This is a genomic window from Kluyvera sichuanensis, from assembly GCF_014218705.1.
Classification (GTDB): Bacteria; Pseudomonadota; Gammaproteobacteria; order Enterobacterales; family Enterobacteriaceae; genus Kluyvera; species Kluyvera sichuanensis.
In genome coordinates, this window is the sequence record NZ_JABBJF010000025.1 from 1 (window position 1) to 23,069 (window position 23,069).

General features: G+C 57.7%; 25 protein-coding genes and 1 tRNA gene. 16 read left to right on the forward strand and 10 right to left on the reverse strand.

Annotated elements, in window-relative coordinates:
* Positions 1-791: retention module-containing protein (locus HII27_RS27550; protein ID WP_396401768.1), on the reverse strand; the 791-nt coding region annotated here is incomplete at its 3' end.
* Here HII27_RS27550 and HII27_RS27370 point away from each other — a divergent pair.
* Positions 675-917, forward strand: a complete 243-nt coding sequence (locus tag HII27_RS27370; RefSeq protein WP_263407172.1) for a hypothetical protein — start codon at positions 675-677, stop codon at positions 915-917. The genes HII27_RS27550 and HII27_RS27370 overlap by 117 nt on opposite strands.
* 281 nt (positions 918-1,198) lie before the next feature.
* Here HII27_RS27370 and HII27_RS20235 read toward each other — a convergent pair whose 3' ends face one another.
* The 4 genes from HII27_RS20235 to HII27_RS20250 are packed head-to-tail and all read right to left on the reverse strand — an operon-like array spanning position 1,199 to position 5,884.
* Entirely contained in the window at positions 1,199-1,540 is a 342-nt protein-coding gene (locus HII27_RS20235; protein ID WP_185669265.1) for a tryptophan synthase subunit beta, read from the reverse strand.
* 17 nt (positions 1,541-1,557) lie between these two features.
* Positions 1,558-3,498 carry a cyclic di-GMP receptor LapD gene (gene lapD / locus HII27_RS20240; RefSeq protein WP_185669266.1) on the reverse strand — a complete coding sequence of 647 codons (1,941 nt, stop codon included), beginning with the start codon at positions 3,496-3,498 and terminating at the stop codon, positions 1,558-1,560.
* Positions 3,499-3,507: 9 nt separating this feature from the next.
* On the reverse strand, positions 3,508-4,194 hold the full coding sequence (gene lapG / locus HII27_RS20245) for a cysteine protease LapG (protein ID WP_185669267.1): 687 nt from the start codon (positions 4,192-4,194) through the stop codon (positions 3,508-3,510).
* Between the two features lie 25 nt (positions 4,195-4,219).
* A complete protein-coding gene (locus tag HII27_RS20250; RefSeq protein WP_185669268.1) occupies positions 4,220-5,884 on the reverse strand; it encodes a Mur ligase in 1,665 nt (554 codons plus the stop codon).
* A 176-nt stretch (positions 5,885-6,060) separates the two neighbouring features.
* Between HII27_RS20250 and HII27_RS20255 the strand changes: the two genes are divergently transcribed.
* On the forward strand, positions 6,061-7,479 hold the full coding sequence (locus HII27_RS20255) for a UDP-N-acetylmuramoyl-tripeptide--D-alanyl-D-alanine ligase (protein WP_185669269.1): 1,419 nt from the start codon (positions 6,061-6,063) through the stop codon (positions 7,477-7,479).
* A gap of 24 nt (positions 7,480-7,503) precedes the next feature.
* On the opposite strand, the gene HII27_RS20260 is transcribed toward HII27_RS20255, so the two are convergent.
* Both HII27_RS20260 and HII27_RS20265 read right to left on the reverse strand, forming a co-directional pair.
* Positions 7,504-8,436, reverse strand: a complete 933-nt coding sequence (locus HII27_RS20260) for a LysR substrate-binding domain-containing protein (RefSeq protein WP_185669270.1) — start codon at positions 8,434-8,436, stop codon at positions 7,504-7,506.
* 106 nt (positions 8,437-8,542) lie between these two features.
* A complete protein-coding gene (locus HII27_RS20265) occupies positions 8,543-9,037 on the reverse strand; it encodes a DUF1097 domain-containing protein (RefSeq protein WP_185669271.1) in 495 nt (164 codons plus the stop codon).
* Positions 9,038-9,285: 248 nt separating this feature from the next.
* On the opposite strand from HII27_RS20265, the gene HII27_RS20270 reads away from it, so the two are divergent.
* From HII27_RS20270 to HII27_RS20315, 10 genes are all read left to right on the forward strand, one after another.
* The gene (locus HII27_RS20270; RefSeq protein ID WP_185669272.1) at positions 9,286-9,891 is read left to right on the forward strand and encodes an ankyrin repeat domain-containing protein; all 606 of its coding nucleotides are present in this window, start codon (positions 9,286-9,288) and stop codon (positions 9,889-9,891) included.
* Between the two features lie 39 nt (positions 9,892-9,930).
* Positions 9,931-10,806, forward strand: coding sequence for a DUF2877 domain-containing protein (locus tag HII27_RS20275; RefSeq protein ID WP_185669273.1), 876 nt, complete (start codon positions 9,931-9,933; stop codon positions 10,804-10,806).
* On the forward strand, positions 10,784-12,331 hold the full coding sequence (gene fdrA, locus HII27_RS20280; protein ID WP_185669274.1) for an acyl-CoA synthetase FdrA: 1,548 nt from the start codon (positions 10,784-10,786) through the stop codon (positions 12,329-12,331). The genes HII27_RS20275 and fdrA overlap by 23 nt, the downstream gene beginning before the upstream one ends.
* The gene (locus HII27_RS20285) at positions 12,331-13,749 is read left to right on the forward strand and encodes a YlbE family protein (RefSeq protein ID WP_185669275.1); all 1,419 of its coding nucleotides are present in this window, start codon (positions 12,331-12,333) and stop codon (positions 13,747-13,749) included. Before fdrA ends, HII27_RS20285 begins: the two co-directional genes overlap by 1 nt.
* 126 nt (positions 13,750-13,875) lie before the next feature.
* The gene (locus HII27_RS20290) at positions 13,876-14,823 is read left to right on the forward strand and encodes a carbamate kinase family protein (RefSeq protein ID WP_185669276.1); all 948 of its coding nucleotides are present in this window, start codon (positions 13,876-13,878) and stop codon (positions 14,821-14,823) included.
* A 12-nt stretch (positions 14,824-14,835) separates the two neighbouring features.
* The gene (locus HII27_RS20295) at positions 14,836-16,215 is read left to right on the forward strand and encodes an amidohydrolase family protein (RefSeq protein WP_185669277.1); all 1,380 of its coding nucleotides are present in this window, start codon (positions 14,836-14,838) and stop codon (positions 16,213-16,215) included.
* Positions 16,216-16,375: 160 nt separating this feature from the next.
* Positions 16,376-16,927: a peroxiredoxin gene (locus HII27_RS20300; RefSeq protein ID WP_223883256.1), complete on the forward strand. Its 552-nt coding sequence runs from the start codon at positions 16,376-16,378 to the stop codon at positions 16,925-16,927.
* A gap of 20 nt (positions 16,928-16,947) precedes the next feature.
* On the forward strand, positions 16,948-18,180 hold the full coding sequence (locus HII27_RS20305; protein WP_185669279.1) for a protein-disulfide reductase DsbD family protein: 1,233 nt from the start codon (positions 16,948-16,950) through the stop codon (positions 18,178-18,180).
* A 20-nt stretch (positions 18,181-18,200) separates the two neighbouring features.
* A complete protein-coding gene (locus tag HII27_RS20310; protein WP_185669280.1) occupies positions 18,201-18,758 on the forward strand; it encodes a sigma-70 family RNA polymerase sigma factor in 558 nt (185 codons plus the stop codon).
* Positions 18,745-19,374, forward strand: a complete 630-nt coding sequence (locus tag HII27_RS20315; RefSeq protein WP_185669281.1) for an NrsF family protein — start codon at positions 18,745-18,747, stop codon at positions 19,372-19,374. Before HII27_RS20310 ends, HII27_RS20315 begins: the two co-directional genes overlap by 14 nt.
* Before the next feature lie 123 nt (positions 19,375-19,497).
* On the opposite strand, the gene HII27_RS20320 is transcribed toward HII27_RS20315, so the two are convergent.
* The gene (locus tag HII27_RS20320) at positions 19,498-20,001 is read right to left on the reverse strand and encodes a DUF523 domain-containing protein (protein ID WP_185669282.1); all 504 of its coding nucleotides are present in this window, start codon (positions 19,999-20,001) and stop codon (positions 19,498-19,500) included.
* Positions 20,002-20,235: 234 nt separating this feature from the next.
* Here HII27_RS20320 and HII27_RS20325 point away from each other — a divergent pair, with 234 nt between their 5' ends.
* Both HII27_RS20325 and HII27_RS20330 read left to right on the forward strand, forming a co-directional pair.
* Positions 20,236-20,370, forward strand: coding sequence for an ash family protein (locus HII27_RS20325; RefSeq protein WP_223883257.1), 135 nt, complete (start codon positions 20,236-20,238; stop codon positions 20,368-20,370).
* A gap of 51 nt (positions 20,371-20,421) precedes the next feature.
* Complete coding sequence (locus HII27_RS20330; RefSeq protein WP_185669283.1) at positions 20,422-20,721, forward strand: SymE family type I addiction module toxin; 300 nt, start codon at positions 20,422-20,424, stop codon at positions 20,719-20,721.
* Positions 20,722-20,770: 49 nt separating this feature from the next.
* On the opposite strand, the gene HII27_RS20335 is transcribed toward HII27_RS20330, so the two are convergent.
* Positions 20,771-20,846, reverse strand: a tRNA-Phe gene (locus tag HII27_RS20335).
* A gap of 169 nt (positions 20,847-21,015) precedes the next feature.
* Between HII27_RS20335 and HII27_RS20340 the strand changes: the two genes are divergently transcribed.
* Together HII27_RS20340 and HII27_RS20345 are read left to right on the forward strand one after the other, a co-directional pair.
* Positions 21,016-21,864, forward strand: coding sequence for an AraC family transcriptional regulator (locus tag HII27_RS20340; RefSeq protein ID WP_185669284.1), 849 nt, complete (start codon positions 21,016-21,018; stop codon positions 21,862-21,864).
* 36 nt (positions 21,865-21,900) lie between these two features.
* Entirely contained in the window at positions 21,901-22,491 is a 591-nt protein-coding gene (locus HII27_RS20345; RefSeq protein ID WP_185669285.1) for a LysE family translocator, read from the forward strand.
* On the opposite strand, the gene HII27_RS20350 is transcribed toward HII27_RS20345, so the two are convergent.
* A complete protein-coding gene (locus tag HII27_RS20350) occupies positions 22,488-23,063 on the reverse strand; it encodes a transcriptional regulator (RefSeq protein WP_185669286.1) in 576 nt (191 codons plus the stop codon). The genes HII27_RS20345 and HII27_RS20350 overlap by 4 nt on opposite strands.
* Positions 23,064-23,069 lie beyond the last annotated feature (6 nt).

Below are 23,069 nucleotides of genomic sequence, written 5' to 3' on the forward strand. Positions count from 1 at the left end.
GCATCGGCATCGGCGTCTGCATCTGCGTCGGCATCCGCATCTGCATCAGCATCCGAGTCGGCATCGGCGTCTGCATCAGCATCGGCGTCGGCATCAGCATCCGCATCGGCATCCGAGTCGGCATCGGCATCTGCATCAGCATCCGCGTCGGCATCCGCATCGGCATCGGCGTCTGCATCTGCGTCGGCATCCGCATCTGCATCAGCATCCGAGTCGGCATCGGCGTCTGCATCAGCATCGGCGTCGGCATCCGCGTCGGCGTCGGCATCCGCGTCGGCATCTGCGTCGGCGTCCGCATCGGCGTCGGCATCAGCATCGGTGTCTGCATCGGCATCGGCGTCCGCATCCGCATCAGAATCTGTGTCCCCGCCTACTGCATCAGATCGATCAAGAACCGTGAGTTCTTCTTCTATTGGCGTATGGGGGAAGTCGATACCTTCAGTTGGGTATCCGGCTGTAGGGTCGACTCTTTCACCGGTCAGATCGAGGATGACGTGCGTGTGCGCGCCACCGGCGCCGGGTTCACCGCTGCCGGAAGGAGATTGCGGGCCAGCGGCGGTCGCTTCAAGTATTTGCGTGGGGTCCTGGCCATCGGCAATGGCTTGCTGTATGGCCGCGATGTCGGTTTGATCGCCCGTCTCTGGGGAAAGTAAGGCATTCTGGGCACTGTCCCAGTGACTGTCGCGGCCGAGATCCAGGCTTTTTCCATTTGGGAGAGCAATGGTAACGGCGCCGGCTGCGCCAGTTTCTATCTGTTCGCCAGTCAGGATTCGATCGCCTTCAGTCAGCAGTCGTCTGCTGCCATCTGGCGAAATAGCAAAAACCTGACCAATGATTGTTTTGATGGTTCCGGCTATACCGTTCATCCGCGCTCTCCTTCATTTCTACGGGTAATTCCTGTACCACGCAAATATTGATTGAATACAAAGACTACTCGCCTTTACGGACCAGGCCGTCTGGCTTATATAATTAATATTTCTTATCTTTCATCATCGTAATAACAGTATTACGAATGGTACGCGTTATTCTTATTTGAGAATAAAGTTGGTGGAAAGAATATTCTTTGATTTTAATGTTGTTTCAATGGAAATGTCTTGTAAAGAATTGGTAGGTATAGACAGGATTTTATGATGGTTTTAAGGCTAATTATATTTCAGGCACAAAATCATGTGCCTGAAATAGTGAGGATAAGCGAGCGTTAAATCAGTCTTTCATCGTCATCGCCGATGAGACCTTCCAGCCCGCTCAGCGTTTGACGTGCCTGGGCACGGTTAAGCAGTTTGCTTTGCGCGGCAGGCGGTAGGTCGGTAATGCTGATGATTCCCTTGCTCATCAGCACTTCGATAAGGTCTTCCAGTACGCGGATCATGTTGAGGTCACTCTGCTGCAACTGCTGTATTGTTGCCGCACGAATGCTTTCTACTTTTAGCCATTCGCTGATTTCCGCGGTGGCCACTTCGCTCTGCTCGGTCATTCCGGCGAAGGCAACGGTCTCAACCCGAACGATCCGTCCTTCACCATCACGTTCAATAAAGTGCATGGCTTCTCTCCTGAGAGTTAATGTAATGTGCTGGCATCGCTAAAGTAACGGCCCATTGCGCCGTACAGGCCGATTTTCTCCAGCACCGCCAGCTCACCTTCCGTTTCAACACGTTCGGCGATGAGCGGCAGATTGATCTGCCGTGTCGCCCAGTAAATGGCCTCGATAAATAGTTTTTTATCTTCTTCTTCGTTGATGTGATGGATGTAGCCACCATCAACTTTGATCCAGGCAAGCCCCCACTGCGGCAGGTTGCCAATCAGGTGGAAGCGGCCGCCAAAGTGCTGGATGCCCAGACCACAGCCGAGATCCTGCAATTTTTTCACCAGAATGCTGACGCGCTCTGGCTCAGGCAGTTCGTTTTCATCCAGCTCCAGCGTGAGCCGTGGCGCCAGATGACGTGCGGTTTTCAACGGCTGGAGCAGGGCGTTCAGACTGGCGTCGTCTGCCACGCTCTCCCCGCTGATGCTGAGGGCGAACGCATCGGTACTGTGTTCCATCGCGCGCAGGGTCTGTTTGAGCATTACGACGTCCATTCGACGGCCCAGAGCCAAGCGACGCACCCAGGGAATAAAGCGACCCGCAGGGATAATTTCACCCTCTTCATCTTTGATGCGAGCAAGTATTTTTCTATGCAGAACAACGTGTTGATTGTTGCACTGATATACCGGCTGTGAATAAAGCTCGAAAGCCTCTTTATCCAGAATCGCGCTCAGGCGCTTGTGCCAGTCGTGGTGATCTTCATCCGGCTCCTGTTGTGCCGCGAGGTCTGGGTCGGCAAAGGTGCGCATATCCGCTTCTGCCGCAACCAGAATCTGATCCGCCTGGCGCAGCAGCATTTGCGGGGAATCACCGTAGTGGAAAGCTACGGCGGCGAAGTGGGCAACCGGGTTGACGTCGCTCAGCCCGGTTTCATACAGCGCCTTCAACTGGGTATTGAGTGAGCTGGCGAAGCTGTCCATCTCTTTAGGCAGAACCGGTGCGGTGATAAGGGCGAACTCACCACCGCGCACGCGGGCGACAAAGCCTTCGCTGTGGAAAAAGCGCTGCTGGAGAGCGTCGAGGATCCCGGCGACGGCCTGCAGTAGTTTATCGGTATTGGCTCCGCCGAGTCGCTGGTTCAGGCCCATCAGGTCCTGAACGCGCAGCACTATCAGGTTGCCGTCGGCACTTTCTTCATCGCTCAGGCGCGTCTGGAATTTAATATCAAACGACCGGCGGTTGTTCAGGCCGGTCAGGCTGTCGTTGTAGGCTTCCTGGCGAAGCGTTTCCGTGCGTTGCGCCTGCTCGCTGAACAGAGCTTTGAGCTGGGTGACCATCATGTTCGTGGCTTCAACCACTCGGCGCAGTTCCGGCGTTTTGGGCAGCGCAGGTAGGCTCAGGAATTCGCGACGGCTGATGGCCATCGCCTGCTCGACGATGTAATTCAGCGGGCGCAGACGGTTACGCAGCAGGAACATCGCACCGAGAATGCACAGCACGCTACAGCCCGTCAGCCACAGGAAGCTCGCAACCAGCGTGCCCCACAGGCGCGCGAGGGCAAACATGGGGTGGCTGATAACCTCAACGCGTGCGGCCTGCGTCCAGCCGCGCATGACCACGGCTTCACCCTGGCCTGGATTCAGATGCACCATACGCACAAACCAACCTGGGACATTGGCGCTAGGTGGGACGTTCTGACGTTCAATAATCGGCTTGCCGGTTTTGATATCCACGACCTGAATGCGGTAGAAGTAGCCGCTATCAAAAATCGAGTTCACCATCAGTTCTGTCATCACCGGGTCGTCAATATGCGCGGTCAGCGAGAGCCCCAGCGCCGTGGCGGCATCCTGAGCATGCGCGCTTAGCTGGTTGTGGTACTGTTCACGCGAACTTTCCAGCGTGGCAAAAAAGTTGCCGCAGAAAATCGTCAACGTAAACAGGCAGATGCCAATCAGTAGCTGTTTATAGAGGGACATGACCGCTTCCTATTCATTAATTACAAACCCTTCTGCACGCATCCTGGTGAGAAGATCCTGCCAACGAGAGAGTCTTGTACTGTCGCCGACGCGCTTGCTGCCGCTTGCCTGTGGTATCCACAAACCCTCGCCATTAAATGAATAGACGGGGAGCAGGTCGCTACGGGCGGAGGCGGGCAATATGGCGGGTTTGAGGTTATCGAGAACCAGCGGAATTGCATCCGGGCTCGAATACCAGGTGACGACCATATGTGCCTGATTTAATTGTAATGCTTTAACATAGGTAATTCTTAATTGGCTGGCAGGAACGCCTAATTCGCGTAGGGTGAAATATTTCGCCAGCGCGTAGTCTTCACAATCTCCTGCGCCTTTACGCAGGGCTTCTACCGGCGTCGCCCAATAATCTTCCTGGCCCCATACCGTCATATCATCAACAAAGCGGATCCGCGAATTAAAAAACTGGTTTACGCGGTTCAGGGTGGTATGAATATCGCCAGCCGGCGGCTGCTTCAATAACATTTCCCAGGCGTCGATATTACGCTGCGCGGTCGGTGTCGCCGGGCCGTAAAGCTGCCGGGTTCGGGAATTAATGGTATTAAAGTCCCAGCCCGCACCAATTTGTAGCGGCACAAACAGAAGCAGGGCCAGGCATAACGATAGCCAGCGCTTCCAGTAGAATACGTCAGGGAGCCTCATTTAAGGGACGCTCAGCATCACGAAATTACGCCTTAATGCCATGCTGGCTGCGCCAGCGTTTGCGGTAAGCAACGTAGCCAGAGAGGTAGTGCTCTACGTCGTCGATACGTACCCGGAAGCTGTGGTGACGAATAAAAAAGCTCCCCACAATACGGGATGGTTTTTTGAAGAACATGGCCAGTTCAGGCCAGAAGAAGCCGTTCGCGAGGTAGCGCGCTCGCGTCTCCAGCGCCAGATTAAATTTCTCCATATCGAAGCCCTCGAGCAGTTGCCGGTGCTCGGACTCGGCCAGGCGCGCCAGCATATGCGAGGCCGCCATCATCAATTCCAGCAGCGTGGGGTAGGTGGTAACTCGCTGAAGCACGAAATCCAGGTAATCACGAACGTTGTCCAGGCCGAACTGATAGTAGCGCGCAAGCGGGCGATACAGCGTGAGCTCGTTTACACAGTAGCTTAGCCAGTGGTCGTGGGCCTGCCAGTGTTTCTGCTCGATAAAGTGATCCATGGCGCGCTCAACGATGGTCAGCCAGCGGGGGGCTTTTGTCAGGCCATACAGACGCATCAATGCGAAGGTGGCTTCGCCATCGTAATAGATGATGCGGTGCTCGGCCTTCAGCGACAGATCGGCGGCGTGCAAAACGTGGTTAAAACCGCCGGTATCCGGTTTTTGCATAAAACCGATACCGTTAGCCAGACGCTGCATCTGCGGGAGATAGCGCTCATCACCGGTCAGTTCGGTGTACTTAACCATCGCCAGAATACAGACTGCATTACCGCCCAGTTTAATCTCGCCGCCCGTATCTGTCAGGAAGTCAGCTTCGCTGCCGTCCGGGAGCGTGCGGGTGGCAATAAGCTCGGTCGACAGGTCATGCAGCGCGCGCTCAATGGCGGCAAACTGGGTTTTATCCTGCGTCACCTCCCAGCCTTCGAGCAGCGCATAGGTTGAGCTGGCATGGCGCAGGGTGTTATAGGTTGGGATCGCGCGGTCGAAGCACGGGAACCAGCCGTAATGATAGCGGCCCGATTTTTTTACCTGGCGTGCCAGATAGTCGGTGGCAGAGAAAATCATCGGCTCCAGCGCCTCTTCCTGCCAGTGCGACAGTTGGCGATAGCCAGCGTTGCGGCCGTTGGATTCGATGGGGTAGACCTTCCCACCATCACAGAACAGGCTGCGGGTGTTGAAGCGCCAGATAAGCTGTTCCGGTTTATCCGGCCAGCGCAGTGCGTTCCCGAAACGCCAGCGTGCGTAGTGCGCCAGGTTGGCGGCATTGGGCGTCGCTACCCCCTCGCTGCCGTGATACAGCAGCGCGTTGGCGTTAATTTCCTGCTCCAGAATGGGTTGCGTAAAATCAGGTGTGAAGCTCAAGCCAAAGCGGAAGTAGTTACGTTTGGTCTTACTGAGCTTATCCTGCAGTTCATCCCAGCGCAGGGTCTGAATTTTGTTGACCAGATCGGCACGTAGCCAGATCGCTGGCCGCGACTGCTGGTTCTCCCAGCGCTGTAAATTGTCTACCGCGCGCAGCCAGGCTTCATCCAGCGAATGACCGCAGGCATAGGCGGTATAGGCACGTTCCTCGCCATTGCTGGCGCTGAGGAAGAGGATGTAGCCTGGAAAGGGGGACGGTTGCGCGGCGGCATGAAATGCGTCGAGTTCAGGGCGCACATACGTAAGTAAACGGCTTAGCGACATTTAAGCTCCTTGTCATGGAATGACGCCCTTGTCTGAGATTAATCGTATCAAAATAACATTACGTATTGCGATTTATGTATTCTACATTTTTACTATATTGCCCTGAAAATAGAAAATAACCCTATTGGGCGCAAATAATTTGATGGCGAATGGCACCGCATTTTCCAGGAGAAAGAATGGATCAGCAAAATGAAAAAGGACTTTTAGACGACGCCTGCTGGACAGCTGAATCCCTAATGCAGGCTGCGCCGGGACGTTGGCTCACCCCTCTACCTGAAGGATGGCGGGCTACAGGGGTGTCGATTTTTGCGCCGGCCATGCAACCGGGCAATATGGTTTGCGTACGTGCGGAAAACGAAGTCGGCGGCGTCATCGCAGAGCGACTCGATAAGCTGCCATACCCACCAGCCGCTCTTATTATCGATAATGCCCAACTGGCAGCCGACAGCAATGTACCGGTGTATCTGGTTGACGATCGCAATGAAGCGCTGCTGAGTATGGGGCGATATGCCCGCGATCGGATGCAGGGCAACGTGATTGGTGTGACGGGGAGCGCGGGAAAAACCACCTGTGTTGCCATGCTTACCGCCGCGCTTGCCGAGTGGGGGCCGTCTCTTGGCAGCATGCAAAATGCGAATCTGCCGCGCGGCATCGCGTGGAATATCGCCTCTATGCCCTGGGATACGCCGCAGGTAGTTCTGGAAATGGCGATTGGCCGCATGGATATCAGCGCGCGCATGGTGAGGCCGACCGTGGCAGTGGTGACCAATATTCAGGCGGTTCATCTGAAGGAGAACCAGTCGCTGCATGATATTGCGCGCACTAAGGCCATGATTTTTCTCGGCATGAAGCCTGGCGATATTGCGGTGCTAAATCGTGAGATGCAGGAGTGGGACTGTATTTATGCGGCTGCGGTGAAGCAGGATTTGCGAATCGTGGCCTATGGCCAGCAGGAAGGGTGCGACTGCCGCCTGATAGCCTATGACCCGGTTACTCTCAGCGTGACGGCAGAGATTTTTGGCCAGCGCCTCGACTATACGATGCAGGCGGAAGGCCTACATATGGCGCTCAATAGCGTCGCCACGCTTGCCGTCGTCTCTTCGCTAGGCTATTCCCCCGAGGCGGCGCTGCCGAGGCTAACCCGCTTCCAGGCGCTGCCGGGTAGAGGCGAAGTCAATCATCTGACGGTGGCGACCCATCCGCTAACGGTTATTGATGATGCCTATAACGCTAATCCAGGCTCCATGATGATGGCGGTTGCACAACTGAGCGAATCAGTCCTGCCGGGAAGAAAAGTGCTGGTGCTGGGCGAAATGGCTGAGTTAGGCGATGAGTACCAACAATATTATCGTGCGTTGATTGCGAATATTAATCACAGCCAGATTGATGCGATTTACCTTATTGGCAATACATATCAGTCCTATGCCAGCATGATGGCTGAAAATAAGCGATATATATTGCTGGATGACGTTGATGCATTTAAAAAAGTTTACCTTAAGGATATTCAGGATAGCGATATTGTTTTATTTAAAGGCTCGCATTCCGCACAGGTATGGAAATTAGTGAGCTGGTTGAAGCTGTTGGCCGCTCGCTAGACCCTGCGCACGTGGGCAGGGTGACTATCCTTCCCGATGCAGTAAATCCGCATAAATCCCGGTTAACACCCCCTGAGGCCCAAACTCCCGTTTGATCCACTGCGTGACCTGCCCGTTGGCCGAGTGCTGGGTCGCCAGCAGCATGCGGGAGTCCTGGCGTGGGTTGTTGATTTTCCGGGTGACCAGCAGCGACTGTGCTTCTGCGTCGCGCACCATGTAATCTGGCAGAAAACCAATCCCTTCGCCGAGGATCTGGCACTCGCACTTGGTGTTGAAGTCCGGCACCAGAATGGATTCCTGCCCGTGCAGCAGCCAGCCAACCTTTTTATTAATGGTGTGCGCAGTGTCCTCCACCATGATGTTGGGGTAGAGGCGCAACTGGCTTTCGGCAATGGGTTCCGGCATAAATGCCAGCGGGTGGGACGGGGCGATGGCAAAGGCCCAGCGGATCGCGCCAATTTCGGTGTAATCAATACCGCCGCCGTCGAGCAGGGTATCCGGCGCGCCGATGGCGATGCTGGCCTGATTATTGATAATCGAATCCCAGACGCCGTTGTAGACCTCGGTGGTGACGGTTATCTGGCAGGTGGGGAACTGCTTTTTCAGCACCTGCAGCAGCCGGGCGGTATGCTTTGGCGTATAGAGTAGCTGGTTAATGCAGATGCGTACCCGCGCTTCAATGCCCTGAGAGATTGTGTCGATGCTGCGCTTGATGGCGTGGAAATCATTGAGCAGGTCACTGGCTTTGCGAAAGAAGTAGCGCCCGGATTCGGTCAGCTCAATGCTGCGGGTGCTGCGGGTAAACAGCACCACGTCGAGGCCCGTCTCCATGCGCTTGATGGTATAGCTGATGGCGGAGGTAGTGAGGCCCAGCTCCTCCGCCGCCTTACTGAAGCTGCCAAACCGCGCGGCGGTGGTGAACGCCAGCAGATTCTCTTCCGTAAAAATTGAGTTCATTCACCTGCTCCTCGGTTCAGCTATTTATCGGGCCTCTTTAATGAGATGAATGTATTGGTTGAGGTGATTATTGGGCAACCATTTTTGAATAACTTTTAAAACCCGCCTACGCGGCCTCTTTCGAGGTGGCTTCGCTCAGCTTGCGCCCGGTATATTCGGAGATAATCCCGACGCAGTTTCCCGCCAGAAAGCCCAGCAGCGTGACCCACCAGTTCATTCCGGTGGCGAAAAACAGCGTCATGCCGAGAAAGCCGCCGGGGATAAACGAGGTGAGCCAGAATCGCCCCTGCCAGACCACCACGGCGGAGAACGGCACCGTCATGACCACGCCCGCCCAGAAGGGCGACAGGCCGCTCACTGACGCCAGCCAGCCGGAGGCCGCTGCCGCGAGAAATGCCCAAACGGCGCCGGAGTAATTGACAAAAAGGCTCTTCACAAAACCTGCCTTGCCGCCGCCCGCCGCATAAAAACTGCAGAACGCCACAAAGCCAATCGTACCTAATAATTCCCAGCCTGGGGCCAGCCCAACCTGCGAGGACACCATCTGCCAGAGACCTGCACACACTCCAACGGTAATGCCCGTAGCGGTGAGTCCGTTCATCGTTGTTTCCTCTCATGTAGTGGTAGTGGTTACGCACTGAAACTATATAGAAAGAAAACCCGATTGAGTTAAGGGGCATAGCGGTAAAGAAATAAACGGTGCACTACCGCACAGTCTGTATCGATTATTAAATTAAATTCACTAATCAAGCAGGTTATGGCGAATAAAATTTAAGCGGGTTCTTTTCCAGTTATTTCGTTGCTATTCTCATTTCATCGAAAACAGCCACAAAAATCAGGGGATTTGACATGACCAACAACAATCTGATTGCTGACTATCTATTGGCTGCGCAACAAGGCGAACTGACGAAATTAAAATCCTGCCTGCATCAGGGCGTCGATATTAATGCCTGTAATCGTCAGGGGCAAACCGCCATTACGCTGGCGAGTCTGAATAAAAAATATGATTGCGTGGTGGCTTTGCTGGATGCCGGTGCGGATATTAATAAACAAGACCAGACCTGTTTAAACCCTTTTTTAATTAGCTGTCTGAATAATGATTTAACGCTGCTGCGTTTACTGTTACCGGCCCGCCCGGATTTAAATCGCTTAACCCGTTTTGGCGGTGTGGGGCTGACGCCCGCCTGCGAAAAAGAGCACCTTGAAATCGTCAAAGAGCTATTGCATCGCACCCACATCAACGTCAACCACACCAACTTTGTTGGCTGGACACCGCTGCTGGAGGCCATCGTGCTCAACGACGGCGGTGAAACTCAGCAGACGATTGTCGGCCTGCTGCTGGAACACGGCGCCAGCCCGCACATGACCGACAAATACGGCAAAACCCCGCTGGAACTGGCGCGGGAGAAGGGTTACGAAGAAATTGCCCAGCTGCTGATAGCCGCCGGAGCGTAACAGAGGAGACGCGCTATCGACACCCCAATACGGCGGTGTGTGCAAGCGCTAACTGCGGACGAGCACTTTCTTTCGGAGCGTGGCTCTGGTCGGGTCGAACAGGTCTTTTCCCGGGCGGTAAACCTTTATCTCCCGGCGCAGCAGCGGTTGCTGACGCTGTTGTGCGACGCGTACGACAACGCCCCGAACAGCTGTAGGTTAGCACTCACTCACTTTGATGGTTTGTTCCGGCCCGGTGAGACGGTTCAGTTTCACCCAACAGGGATAACGGTTGGCGAGGATAAATGGCTGGACACCGTTTCTTGCCAGCGCTGGCAGCCAACGATACCGCAGCTTAACGCCGAACGATTCCGGCAGATTCCCTGGCTGCGGTGGCACGACGAGATTCATCAACAATTACAGGATAACCAGACGCTGTTTCTGTGGCGCGGGGATAACCCGTTTTATCAGGCTATCTCCGAGGCATTACAGCAGCGGCGAAAAACATTATTTAATGCGTTATTACAGGGCCGGGAAATAACCTCGGCGGTGGCCAATATAGTGGGGCTAGGTATTGGCCTGACGCCGTCGGCGGATGATTATTTAGTGGGGTTAAGCACCGTTTTATTTATCGACGGTCACCCGGCAAATAAATATCGTGATGCATTTTATTCCGCGCTCACGGTGGCGCGTGACAATACCACCTTATTAAGCGCTATTACGCTGGAAGCGGCTTTTTCCCAGCGCTATCGCGAAACGATTTTTGAGTTTATTAACGGCATGGTTAATGAACCGCAACATATTTCTACCCAGACTATCGCCAGTATTAAAAATATTGGCTCCAGTTCCGGCTGCGACATGCTTTATGGCATGGCGGATGCCTGCGCGCTGAGCCAAGCCTATGGAGGGAGTTATGTCAGTCAAAATAGTGATTAAGAAGAATACGTATTTTGATTCGGTCTCGCTGATGTCGATTTCCACGCGTGCCAACAAGCTCGACGGCGTTGAGCAGGCGTTCGTGGCCATGGCCACCGAGATGAACAAGGGCGTGCTGAAAAATCTCGGGCTGTTAACCACTGAGCTGGATGATGCGAAAAACGGCGACCTGATGATCGTCATCAACGGCAAAGACGGCGCGGACAACGAGCAGACGCTGGCGGCCATTGAAGAGTTGTTCACTAAAAAAGCGGAAAGCGGCTCGCACGAAGCGCGCTACGCCACGCTTGCCAGCGCCAAAAAACACGTGGCGGACAGCAACCTGGCGGTGATTTCGGTCAACGGTCTGTTTGCCGCCCGCGAAGCGCGTCAGGCGCTGCAAAACGACCTCAACGTAATGCTGTTCTCCGACAACGTCACTATTGAAGACGAACTGGCGCTGAAACAGCTGGCGCACGAAAAAGGGCTGTTGATGATGGGGCCGGACTGCGGCACCGCGATCATCAACGGCGCGGCGCTGTGCTTTGGCAACGCGGTGCGTCGCGGCAATATCGGTATTGTTGGCGCCTCCGGTACCGGCAGCCAGGAGCTGAGCGTTCGTATTCATGACTTTGGCGGCGGTATTTCGCAGCTTATCGGTACCGGCGGGCGTGACCTCAGCGAGAAGATTGGCGGGCTGATGATGCTCGACGCCATCGGCATGCTGGAAAACGATCCGCAAACCGAGATTATCGCGCTGGTCTCCAAGCCACCGGCTACGGCCGTGGCGCGCAAAGTGCTGGAACGTGCTCGCGCCTGCCGCAAACCGGTGGTGGTCTGCTTCCTCGGCCGCGCTGAGCCACCGGCTGACGAGCAGGGCTTACAGTTCGCTCGCGGCACCAAAGAGGCGGCGCTGAAAGCGGTGCTGCTGAGCGGCGTGAAGCAAGAATCGTTAGAGCTGCATCCGCTGAACCAGGCGCTGATTGCTGATGTGCGTTCACGCCTGACCCCGCAGCAGAAGTACATTCGTGGCCTGTTCTGCGGCGGCACGCTGTGCGATGAAACCATGTTCGCAGTGATGGAAAAACACGGCGACGTCTACAGCAACATCCAACCTGACCCGGCCTTCCGCCTGGCGGACATCAACCGCAGCGTGAAGCATACCTTCCTCGACTTCGGCGATGACGACTTCACCAACGGCAAGCCGCACCCGATGATTGACCCGACCAACCGCATCAGCCGCCTGATTCAGGAAGCGCGCGATCCGCAGGTGGGCGTGATCGTGATGGATTTCGTGCTGGGCTTTGGATCGCATGAAGATCCGGTCGGTTCAACGATCGAGGCGATCAAGGAGGCGAAAGCGATCGCCGCCGCCGATGGCCGAGAGCTGGTGATCCTTGCCTACGTGCTGGGCACCGATCTTGACACGCCGTCGCTGGAAAAACAGCGCCAGATGCTGACCGACGCGGGCGTTGTCCTCGCCAGTAGCAGTACTAATACCGGTTTGCTGGCGCGTGAATTTATCTGCAAAGGGGAGGAAGCCTGATGAGCCAGTCACTGTTTACCCAACCGCTGAACGTCATTAACGTCGGCATCGCCATGTTCAGCGATGACCTGAAAAAGCAGCACGTTGCCGTCACCCAGCTCGACTGGACGCCGCCGGGGCAGGGCAATATGCAGGTGGTGAAGGCGCTGGACAGCATCGCCGATTCCCCACTGGCGGAGAAAATCGCCGCCGCCAACCAGCAGGCGCTGGAGCGCATTATTCAGTCTCACCCGGTGCTGATTGGCTTTGACCAGGCCATCAACGTGGTGCCGGGCATGACGCCGAAAACTATCCTCCACGCGGGCCCGCCGGTCACCTGGGAGAAAATGTGTGGTGCGATGAAAGGTGCGGTGACCGGGGCGCTGGTGTTTGAAGGGCTGGCGAAGGATATCGATGAAGCGGCGGTGCTCGCGGCTTCCGGCGAAATCACCTTCTCGCCGTGCCACGAGCACGACTGCGTCGGTTCGATGGCAGGTGTGACCTCAGCGTCGATGTTTATGCACATCGTCGAGAATAAAACCTACGGCAACATCGCTTATACCAATATGAGCGAGCAGATGGCGAAGATCCTGCGCATGGGGGCTAACGACCAGAGCGTGATCGACCGTCTGAACTGGATGCGCGACGTGCAGGGCCCGATGCTGCGTGATGCAATGAAGATCATCGGCGAGATTGATCTGCGTTTAATGCTGGCGCAGGCGCTGCACATGGGCGACGAGTGCCACAACCGCAACAACGCGGGCACCACGCTGCTGATTCAGGCGCTGACGCCGGGGATTATTCAAGCCGGTTACTCGGTTGAGCAGCAGCGCGAAGTGTTCGAGTTTGTCGCCAGCAGCGACTACTTCTCCGGCCCGACGTGGATGGCGATGTGTAAAGCGGCGATGGACGCGGCGCACGGCATCGAATACAGCACCGTAGTCACCACCATGGCGCGTAACGGCGTCGAGTTCGGCCTGCGGGTCAGCGGCCTGCCGGGGCAGTGGTTCACCGGCCCGGCGCAGCAGGTTATCGGCCCAATGTTCGCGGGCTACAAGCCGGAAGACTCAGGGCTGGATATCGGCGATAGCGCGATTACCGAAACCTACGGCATCGGCGGTTTTGCGATGGCCACGGCCCCGGCAATTGTGGCGCTGGTGGGCGGCACGGTGGAAGAGGCTATCGACTTCTCCCGCCAGATGCGCGAAATCACCCTCGGCGAGAACCCGAACGTCACCATTCCGCTGCTCGGCTTTATGGGCGTGCCAACGGCTATCGACATCACCCGCGTCGGCAGCAGCGGCATTCTGCCGGTGATCAACACCGCCATTGCCCATAAAGATGCGGGCATCGGCATGATTGGCGCCGGGATTGTGCATCCACCGTTCGCCTGCTTCGAAAAAGCGATTCTGAGCTGGTGCGAACGTTACTGCGCCTGACGTTGTAGCCCGGGCGAGGCGTTTACGCCGACCCCGGGGTTCTCCCGGCGGCGCTTCGCTTGGCCGGGCTACAACGGCCACCCTAACAACAATAATCACATCACCTTCTGCACTGGAACCTACACGATGAAAGAACTTGTGGTCGTTGCCATTGGCGGCAACAGCATAATCAAAGACAACGCCAGCCAGTCGATTGAACATCAGGCAGAGGCGGTGAAAGCGGTCGCGGACACGGTGCTGGAGATGCTGGCATCGGATTACAACATCGTACTGACCCACGGCAACGGCCCGCAGGTGGGGCTGGATCTGCGTCGCGCGGAGATTGCCCACGAGCGCGAAGGGCTACCGCTGACCCCGCTCGCCAACTGTGTAGCCGACACCCAGGGCGGTATCGGCTACCTTATTCAGCAGGCGCTGAATAACCGGCTGGCGAAACGCGGCGAACAAAAAGCGGTGACGGTGGTGACCCAGGTGGAAGTGGATAAAAACGATCCCGGCTTCGCCAACCCGACCAAACCTATCGGCGCGTTCTTCAGCGCCGAGCAGCGTGACGAACTGTTAAACGCTAACCCGACCTGGCGCTTTGTCGAAGATGCCGGGCGCGGCTATCGCCGCGTGGTGGCCTCCCCGGAGCCGAAACGCATCGTCGAGTCTGAAGCTATTCAGGCGCTGGCGCAGAAAGGCTTCCTGGTGATTGGTGCGGGCGGCGGCGGCATTCCGGTGGTGCTGGGGGAAGAGGGTGATTACCACAGCGTTGATGCGGTGATCGACAAAGATCTCTCCACCGCGTTGCTGGCGCGCGAGATCGCCGCCGACATTCTGGTGATCACCACTGGCGTAGAGAAGGTCTGCATCCACTTCGGTAAACCGGAACAGCAGGCGCTGGGGCAGGTGGATATCGCCACCATGACCCGCTACCTGCACGAAGGCCACTTCCCGGCGGGCAGTATGCTGCCGAAGATTGTCGCCAGCCTGCAATTTTTACAACACGGCGGGAAAAGGGTGATTATCACCACGCCGGAATGCCTGCCTGCCGCCCTGCGCGGCGAAACGGGCACCCATATCGTCCATTGATAAGGAACGACGATGAAAGAGAATAACAGTCGCCGTGCGTTTTTAAGCAATAGCGGCAAAATGGTCACCGCCGCCGCGCTGTTTGGCGCAACCGCACCGATGGCCTATGCGGCGACTTCTGGCGCTGCCGTCTGCGAGACGAAGGGAACCATGAACATTACCGACCGCCATTACTATCTGGATAACGTGCTGCTTGAAACGGGCTTTGAGTACGAGGGCGCGGTCGTCGTGCATACCCGCACCGCGCAACAGACCGTGGAAATTCAGGACGGCAAAATCGTGGCCCTGCGCGACAACAAAAGCCACCCGGACGCCACGTTGCCGCACTACGACGCGGGCGGCAAGCTGATGCTGCCGACCACCCGCGACATGCATATCCACCTTGATAAAACCTTCTACGGTGGCCCGTGGCGCTCGCTCAACCGCCCGGCAGGCACCACGATTCAGGATATGATCAAGCTCGAGCAAAAGCTGCTGCCTGAACTCCAGCCGTACACGCAGGAGCGCGCGGAAAAGCTGATTGACCTGCTGCAATCAAAAGGCACCACCATCGCCCGCAGCCACTGCAATATCGAGCCGGTCTCGGGGCTGAAAAACCTCGAAAACCTGCAGGCGGTGCTGGCACGGCGCAAAGCCGGTTTCGACTGCGAAATCGTTGCCTTCCCGCAGCACGGCCTGCTGTTATCGAAATCTGAACCGCTGATGCGCGAAGCAATGCAGGCTGGGGCGCACTACGTCGGCGGGCTGGATCCGACTAACGTTGACGGCGCGATGGAGAAGTCCCTCGACACCATGTTCCAGATTGCCATCGACTACCACAAAGGAGTGGACATTCACCTGCACGAAACCAGCCCCGCGGGCGTGGCGGCGGTGAAATACATGGTGGAAACCGTAGAGAAAACGCCGGAGCTGAAGGGCAAGCTGACCATCAGCCACGCCTTCGCGCTGGCGACGATGAACGAAGGGCAGGTGGATGAAATCGCCACGCGCATGGCCGCGCAGCAGATCTCCATCGCTTCAACGGTACCTATCGGCACGCTGCATATGCCGCTCAAACAGCTGCGCGACAAAGGCGTAACGCTGATGACCGGCACCGACAGCGTGATCGACCACTGGTCGCCGTACGGCCTGGGCGACATGTTCGAAAAAGCCAACCTCTACGCCCAGCTCTATATCCGCCCGAACGAGCAGAACCTCTCCCGCTCGCTGTTCCTCGCCACCGGCGACGTGCTGCCGCTGAACGACAAAGGCGAGCGCGTGTGGCCGAAGGCGCAGGATGAGGCCAGCTTTGTGCTGGTGGACGCCTCGTGCTCGGCGGAAGCCGTGGCGCGGATCTCTCCGCGTAGTGCCACATTCCATAAAGGACTACTGGTGTGGGGCAGCGTGGCGTAACGCTATTGCCGGAGGGCACACCCGTAGCCCGGACGAGGCGCATCGCGCCGACTCCGGGGCCGCTCGATCCCAAAATTTTTTTACCCCGACCGAAACCTTCAGGCCTTAGCGTGCGAACTATTATGTACAGAGCACCTTTATCCCCCTGATGGAGTCGACCATGAATCGTTTAAAAGCCTTATCAGCCGCCGCCGTACTCAGCCTTTCTCTCTTCGCCGTGAATGCGAACGCCGCCCTTGAACCGGGTGCAAAAGCCCCGGACTTCAGCCTGCAAGGCGCGCTCGGCGGCAAGCCGCTGACCTTCTCCTTGCAACAGGCGTTGCAGAAAGGGCCGGTGGTGCTCTATTTCTTCCCGGCCGCGTTCACCAAAGGCTGTACCCTCGAGGCGCACGCCTTTGCTGAAGCCACCGATGATTTCAAAAAACTCGGCGCAACCGTGGTGGGCGTGACCGCCGGGAACGTCGACCAGGTGGATGAATTCTCAAAACTGGAGTGCCGGGATAAATTTGCCGTGGCGGCAGACCCAGGCGCGAAAGTGGCGGCACAGTACCAGACGCTGATGCAGATGAACGGCAAAACGCTGTCCGACCGCACCTCGTTTGTGATCGCCCCGGACGGCAAAATCCTGATGAGCTACACCGACCGCAACCCTGATGAGCACATCCAGAAAGCGATGGATGCCGTGAAGCAGTACGCGCAATCGCACTCGTAATTTAGCCGCCGGGGTACGCTATGTTAACTGCCATTCTGGCCGCCTTTGTCGGCGGCATTATCCTCAACCTGATGCCCTGCGTGTTCCCGGTCATTTCACTGAAGGCGCTGGGCATTCTGCGCCATGAGGGCGATGCCAAAAGCGCGCGTACCGAAGGGTTGGGCTTTTTGCTCGGCGTGATTTTTACCATGCTGGTGCTGGCGGGCATACTGCTGGCGCTGCGTGCCGGTGGCACCGCCGTCGGCTGGGGGTTCCAGCTTCAGTCGCCGATGGTGATTGCCGTACTGGCGCTGATTATCCTGGGCGCGTCGCTGAACCTGCTCGGCGTGTTTGAAGTCGGCTTGTCGTTACAGCGAGCCGGGGAGATTTCGGTAGGCAGCGGAGCTTTTGTACGCTCGGCGCTAACCGGCGCGTTGGCGATTGTGGTGGCGACACCCTGCTCGGCACCCTTTATGGCAGGCGCGGTAGGCTACGCGCTGGTGCAGCCGCCGATGGCCGCGCTGGCGATTTTCCTGTCGCTGGCGATAGGCTTTGCCGCGCCGTTTACCCTGGTCTCGCTGTTCCCGGCTATCGCCAAACGCCTACCGCGACCGGGCGCATGGATGGATATCCTTAAGCGCGGCCTGGCGTTCCCGATGCTCGGGGCGTTTGCCTGGCTGGTGTGGGTGCTGACGCAGCAGGCGGGGACGACCGCGCTGTTAGCGATGCTGGTTTGTGCGGTGGTGGTAAGCTTTGCCGCGTGGCTGTACGGCATGGCCCAGCGCCGACGCTATATCGGCCAATCCTATAAAGCGCTGCTGGCGGTCACGGTGGTGCTGTTTATCGCTGCGGTCAGCCCGCTGCCGGGCGTGATGCACGTCCAGCCGTCGCAGCCGGAACTCGCGCGTGTAGAAAACATTACCCACGTGAAGTGGTCGCCGCAGACGGTGGCGGAGATGCGCGGGCATGGCAAAGCTATCTTTGTCGATTTCACCGCTTCATGGTGCATTACCTGCCAGGTGAACGAGCGCACGTCGCTCTCAACAACGGCGGTGAAGCAGGCGCTGGCGAGCACGAACACGATCTACATGGTGGCGGACTCCACCAAATTTAACGCCGATATTGATGACGCGATGACCGCGTTCGGGCAAGGTGGTTTGCCGCTCTACGTGGTCTACCCGGCGGACGGTAGCGCGCCGAAAGTGCTGCCGCAGGTGCTGACCCCGACGATTGTGGTCGACGCCCTGAATCAGGCATCCGGTAAAAAAGCATGAGGTAACGGGCATGGCGGAATATGGATAACGGTTTAGCGCCGCGTGAAGCATGGCCTGCGCTGATGGCAAGTGCGCAGGCGGGGGATCGCGATGCCTATACCCAACTGCTGCGGGCCATTGTGCCGGTGATTCGGGCGATAGTCCGTAAGCAGATTACCGACAGCGTGCTGGTTGACGACGTCATCCAGGACGTTCTGCTGGCTGTCCATCGGGTGCGCCACACCTACGATCCCGCCTGTCCGTTTTTACCCTGGCTGATGGCCATCACCCAGGCCCGCACCGTTGACGCGCTGCGCAAACGTGGCCGCCACTGGCGGCGTGAAGCCGATGAGGAAGAGGCCGTTGAGCCTGCTGCTGAACACATCCCGGAAGAGGATGAACGAGAAGAAACGCTGGCGCTGATCTTAGACCAGCTTCCCTCGCGCCAGCGGCAAATTGTGGAGCATATCCACCTGCAGGAGATGAGCCTCGCCGAGGCCGCTGCCCGCCATAATTTAAGCGTTTCGGCGGTGAAATCGCTATTACACAGAGCACTAACCAACCTTCGCCGGATGGGAGCGAACCATGACCGATCATGATCTTCTTATTGCCCAGCTAAGCCGCGACGCCGGGCCGATACGCCGCCCCTGGGCCAGCAACCGGCGGGTCGCCGCCTGGCTGCTGATGGCGCTGCCGTGTGGCTGGCTCAGCAGCCTGGTGTTTCACCGGGTGGCAACCGACTGGACGCAGTCCGGTGCGCTGCTGGCGGCGCTACAGCTGACCGTAGCTTTTGTGATGGGCATACTGGCGATACGCAACGCCTTCCTGCTGAGCATTGCCGGACGAAAACCGCTGGGCTGGCGCTGGTTTGCACCATTGATTGCGCTCTGGCTGGGCGGCGTTATCTTTAGCCTCGGCACGACACACGCGCCGGAAAGTCATCCCGATGAGGTGAACTGCTACGCGTTTATGATGGCGGTGAGCACGCCGATGATGGTCATTATGATCGGCTACCTGCGCCGCACACGAGCTCTATACCCGCTGCGCACGCTGGCGACGTCAGGGGCGGGCATTGCCTGTATGGCGCTGACGATGCTGTCGTTTTGCCACCCGGTGGAGGTGCATCCGCTGGATTTCCTGCTGCATATGGCGGCGGGGGTGACGATTGTGCTGGTGATGATGGCGGCCGGGTGGCGGTGGGTGAGGATTGGGTGATAAGTGCGGCGGTATTGCCGGATGGCGCTGCGCTTATCCGGCCTACATGCGTTGTTTGATAACGATGCATTTATCCTTGTAGCCCGGCCGAGGCGCAACGCGCCGACGCCGGGGCGGCTCGATCTATCCCTCTTCAACCTCATCCAACCGCCGTTTCAACGCCTCCAACTGAAACTCGCTAAACACCTCAACCCCATGCTGGCGCAACAGCGCCGCCGCGACCCCTTCGCCCGGCACCTTCACTCCGCTAAACGCGCCGTCATACACGTTCTGGCTGCCGCAGGTTGGGCTACCGTCGGTCAAAATCGCAAACCGACAGCCGTGACTCTGCGCGGCTTTTAACGCCAGCCACGCCGCCAGCACGTAGGGTTGCGTCACATCGCGTCCGTCGCTTTCCACTACCTGCGCCCGTCCTCTCAACACCTCGATACCCTGACCGTTAACCATCTCTGCCGACAGACGCGGCGTCTCAAGCCCCGCCGCCAGCTCCGGGCAATGGGGGACCAGGCGACCTTCATCGCGCCACTGTTGTAGTAGGTTTGCGGTGCAGGATTTATCGGTGCCGTTGTAGCGCACGGGATGCCCGGCGAGGCAGGCGCTGAGGAGGATTTTGTGTTTGACGGTCATGGGGAACCTTGAGGATGCGTGGCAAGGCGGTTGTCGCGATGCCTGCGGTTATAGGGTAATGGAAAACGGGCGAGGTTGCAGAGGGTTTTGCGAGGGGGATTCCAGAATAACCATCGTGTTTTCAGGAAGTCCGGGGGCGGATTGCGGCGCGTTAGCGATAGGAGTACTTTCTACACGCACCTGCAAAATCAGGTGTCGGGATTGACCTCTCTGATAGAATGTTACGGGCGACATATGACGTGCCAACGTCGTAAAATATGTCGTACGCACGGCTACACCTCAATGGTGGGCCAGGCGGGGGCGTCGCAAGACGCGCCGGTTCCCTGTAACGCCGGTAAGGTCAACCCCGTCTGGTTCCGCCACCCGTGAGATTGACCTCTCCTGCGGCGGACGTTTAACCCGTTACAGGAGGATGCCCACATGGCAACGACCCCTACCCAGACTCACCCATTATCCGAAAAAACGGCTAAAACCGAGCGCCGCTACACCGTCAGCTACGTTCCTCAGCAAGGCAATACCAGCACGCCCTCTCTGAATCTCAGCGGAAAATGGCTAAAAGAGGTTGGTTTCGACACGGGAACAGGCGTCACGGTGAAGATTGCCGGAGGCTGCATTGTGCTGATTCCGGATAACGATGAAATGAAAACGCTGCGTGAAGAGATTAAGCAGATGAAGAAAATGGTAAACGCGGTGAAGGAGGGGGTATTGAACGCGTTGTGATATCCCTGAAAAGCAAAAACCCAGCCATAGGCTGGGTTTTCTGAAGAATTGGTGCCCGGACTCGGAATCGAACCAAGGACACGGGGATTTTCAATCCCCTGCTCTACCGACTGAGCTATCCGGGCAACGAGGCGCATTAAACCGTAGTCGCTCCCTCACGTCAACCAAATTCACCGAAAAGCTGTTCAACTGCTTACTATTGCGGCAATCTACGTATTTGCGCCGGGTGATTGCACAAATCTTCCAGACATTGGCGCGGCAATCGGGCAATGCTGGCGGCGAAAGGGGGGCGGTATGGCAACGAAAGACTGGCTTGAGCTGCGACAGCATGCCGATACGGGCATTGAGACAATCAAAGCGCACTTTGAAGGGTATGCGTTCGACCCGCACTGGCATGATAGCTATCTGGTGGGGATCACGCTGTCTGGCACCCAGCAGTTTCACTGCCGTCGCGAGCGTCACCATAGCGTGCCGGGCGATGCCTTTCTGCTGGAGCCGGGGGAAATTCACGACGGTGAAGCGCCGGTGGCCGGTGGTTTTACCTATCTCACCTTTTACCTCGACGAACGCTGGCTGACCAACACCCTGCGCGGGCTGTATGACGCCACGCCGGATAGCTACTCGCTGCACTTTAACCAAACGCTCACCCGCGAACCGCAGCTGGTGCGGGCGATTGGCGAGACGTTCAGCACGCTGCATACCGATGAGATGCGCATTGTGCAGCAGAGCAGCATGGACGGCCTGCTGGCGCAGCTGACCGCGCACTGCCAGTGGCGCAAGCGGCTGCCGTCGGCCATTCAAAGTTCGGCGATTGCCCATCGGGCGCGGGACTATCTGCATGCGCATATGGGCGACAATATTGGGCTCTCTGATTTAGCGCGGGAGACGGGCACCGACCGTTTTACCCTCACGCGCAGCTTTAAACGCGAGTTCAACCTGGCACCGCACGCCTGGCTGATTCAGCTGCGGCTGGCGAAAGCGCGTCAGCTGCTGTCGCTGGGCGAGCAGCCGGTGGACGTGGCGGCGTCGCTCGGTTTTGCTGACCAGAGCCACCTCGGTCGCTGGTTCCAGCGGGCGTATCGTATCTCGCCAGCCCACTACCGTCGGTTGTGCACAAACCTTCCAGACGTTTCCAATAAATAACGGCACAGTCGGGACTCTAATAATAAGGAGTCACCTGTGAATATCATGCCGTTCCTGCTGTTTGCCTTCGTTGCGTCGATTACGCCGGGGCCGACCAATATCCTCATTCTCAACAACAGCCAACACTTTGGCGTGCGGGCGACCATTCCGGCGCTGGTGAGCGGCTGCGTGGCGGCAAGTTTGATTGTGCTGGTTTCCGGTGCGGGCGCGGGGGAAGTACTGCGCCAATATCCGCTGGTGCGGCAGGTGATGAGCTGGGCGGGCGTGCTGTGGCTGACCTGGATGAGCTGGCAGCTGTTCTGCGCGCCAGCGGCGAATATCGCCGGAAAGGAGAGGCAGCGCTTTACCGCCAAAGCGGCAGCGCTGTTGCAGGTGGTAAACCCGAAAACCTGGATGATGGCGCTGGCGGTTGTCAGCCTGTTTGCTCCGGCGGGTGAGCACGCGCTGCGCGAGGTGGCGCTGATGGCGCTATGGTTTTTACTGATCTCGGTGGCGTGTCTGATGTGTTGGGCGTGGCTGGGGAAGGCGGTGAATCGAGTGTTCCGCACCACCGTGGCGATGGTGCGGTTTCAGCGGCTGATGGCGCTGTGCCTGCTGGTCTCCGCGTGGGCGGGGATGCTGGCTTAGGTCAGCGCGCCGTTCTGGCGGCACTGGGCAAAGCGCAGAATGTCTTCGGCAAGACGGTGCGCGGTGTCCACGTCGGCCTGGCTGCGGCTAACCAGCATACGGCTCAGGCAGCCTTCCAGCACCAGCTGCATCTGTTTGGCGACCATTGCCGGGTCGTCCACTTCCAGCTGGGTCAGCAGCTCATGGCTGTACGCATAGGCGGCCTGCTTCTGCTGCTCGGCGAGCTGGTGAATCGGGTGGTCTGCCTCCGGGTAGAAGGTACAAGCGGCGATAAACAGGCAGCCGGGGTAGCGATTTTTCGTCACGCACTCGGTCAGCGCGGTGTAGCGGGCCAGCAGTTTTTGTTCGGGGGTCAGTTCTTCGTTAAGCATCAACTGGCGACGCCAGGTCTCCACCTGCTGGCTCAGGTAACGCAGCGCGTCATACAGCAGCGCTTCGCTGTCCGGCCAGAAACGGCGCAGTTCGTCCAGCGGGCGGTCTACGCGTTCGGCAACCATCTCCAGCGTGGTGCTCGCAATCCCTTCTTGCTCAAGGAGCTGTAGGGCTTCTCCCAGTACGTCTTCGCGTTGCACGTGTCT

Bases quoted from the DNA above. Each gene is read 5' to 3' on its own strand.
- HII27_RS20235 (WP_185669265.1), bottom strand. From the start codon at position 1,540: ATGCACTTTATTGAACGTGATGGTGAAGGACGGATCGTTCGGGTTGAG.
- lapD (WP_185669266.1), bottom strand. From the start codon at position 3,498: ATGTCCCTCTATAAACAGCTACTGATTGGCATCTGCCTGTTTACGTTG.
- lapG (WP_185669267.1), bottom strand. From the start codon at position 4,194: ATGAGGCTCCCTGACGTATTCTACTGGAAGCGCTGGCTATCGTTATGC.
- HII27_RS20250 (WP_185669268.1), bottom strand. From the start codon at position 5,884: ATGTCGCTAAGCCGTTTACTTACGTATGTGCGCCCTGAACTCGACGCA.
- HII27_RS20255 (WP_185669269.1), top strand. From the start codon at position 6,061: ATGGATCAGCAAAATGAAAAAGGACTTTTAGACGACGCCTGCTGGACA.
- HII27_RS20260 (WP_185669270.1), bottom strand. From the start codon at position 8,436: ATGAACTCAATTTTTACGGAAGAGAATCTGCTGGCGTTCACCACCGCC.
- HII27_RS20265 (WP_185669271.1), bottom strand. From the start codon at position 9,037: ATGAACGGACTCACCGCTACGGGCATTACCGTTGGAGTGTGTGCAGGT.
- HII27_RS20270 (WP_185669272.1), top strand. From the start codon at position 9,286: ATGACCAACAACAATCTGATTGCTGACTATCTATTGGCTGCGCAACAA.
- fdrA (WP_185669274.1), top strand. From the start codon at position 10,784: ATGTCAGTCAAAATAGTGATTAAGAAGAATACGTATTTTGATTCGGTC.
- HII27_RS20285 (WP_185669275.1), top strand. From the start codon at position 12,331: ATGAGCCAGTCACTGTTTACCCAACCGCTGAACGTCATTAACGTCGGC.
- HII27_RS20290 (WP_185669276.1), top strand. From the start codon at position 13,876: ATGAAAGAACTTGTGGTCGTTGCCATTGGCGGCAACAGCATAATCAAA.
- HII27_RS20295 (WP_185669277.1), top strand. From the start codon at position 14,836: ATGAAAGAGAATAACAGTCGCCGTGCGTTTTTAAGCAATAGCGGCAAA.
- HII27_RS20300 (WP_223883256.1), top strand. From the start codon at position 16,376: ATGAATCGTTTAAAAGCCTTATCAGCCGCCGCCGTACTCAGCCTTTCT.
- HII27_RS20305 (WP_185669279.1), top strand. From the start codon at position 16,948: ATGTTAACTGCCATTCTGGCCGCCTTTGTCGGCGGCATTATCCTCAAC.
- HII27_RS20310 (WP_185669280.1), top strand. From the start codon at position 18,201: ATGGATAACGGTTTAGCGCCGCGTGAAGCATGGCCTGCGCTGATGGCA.
- HII27_RS20315 (WP_185669281.1), top strand. From the start codon at position 18,745: ATGACCGATCATGATCTTCTTATTGCCCAGCTAAGCCGCGACGCCGGG.
- HII27_RS20320 (WP_185669282.1), bottom strand. From the start codon at position 20,001: ATGACCGTCAAACACAAAATCCTCCTCAGCGCCTGCCTCGCCGGGCAT.
- HII27_RS20325 (WP_223883257.1), top strand. From the start codon at position 20,236: ATGACGTGCCAACGTCGTAAAATATGTCGTACGCACGGCTACACCTCA.
- HII27_RS20330 (WP_185669283.1), top strand. From the start codon at position 20,422: ATGGCAACGACCCCTACCCAGACTCACCCATTATCCGAAAAAACGGCT.
- HII27_RS20340 (WP_185669284.1), top strand. From the start codon at position 21,016: ATGGCAACGAAAGACTGGCTTGAGCTGCGACAGCATGCCGATACGGGC.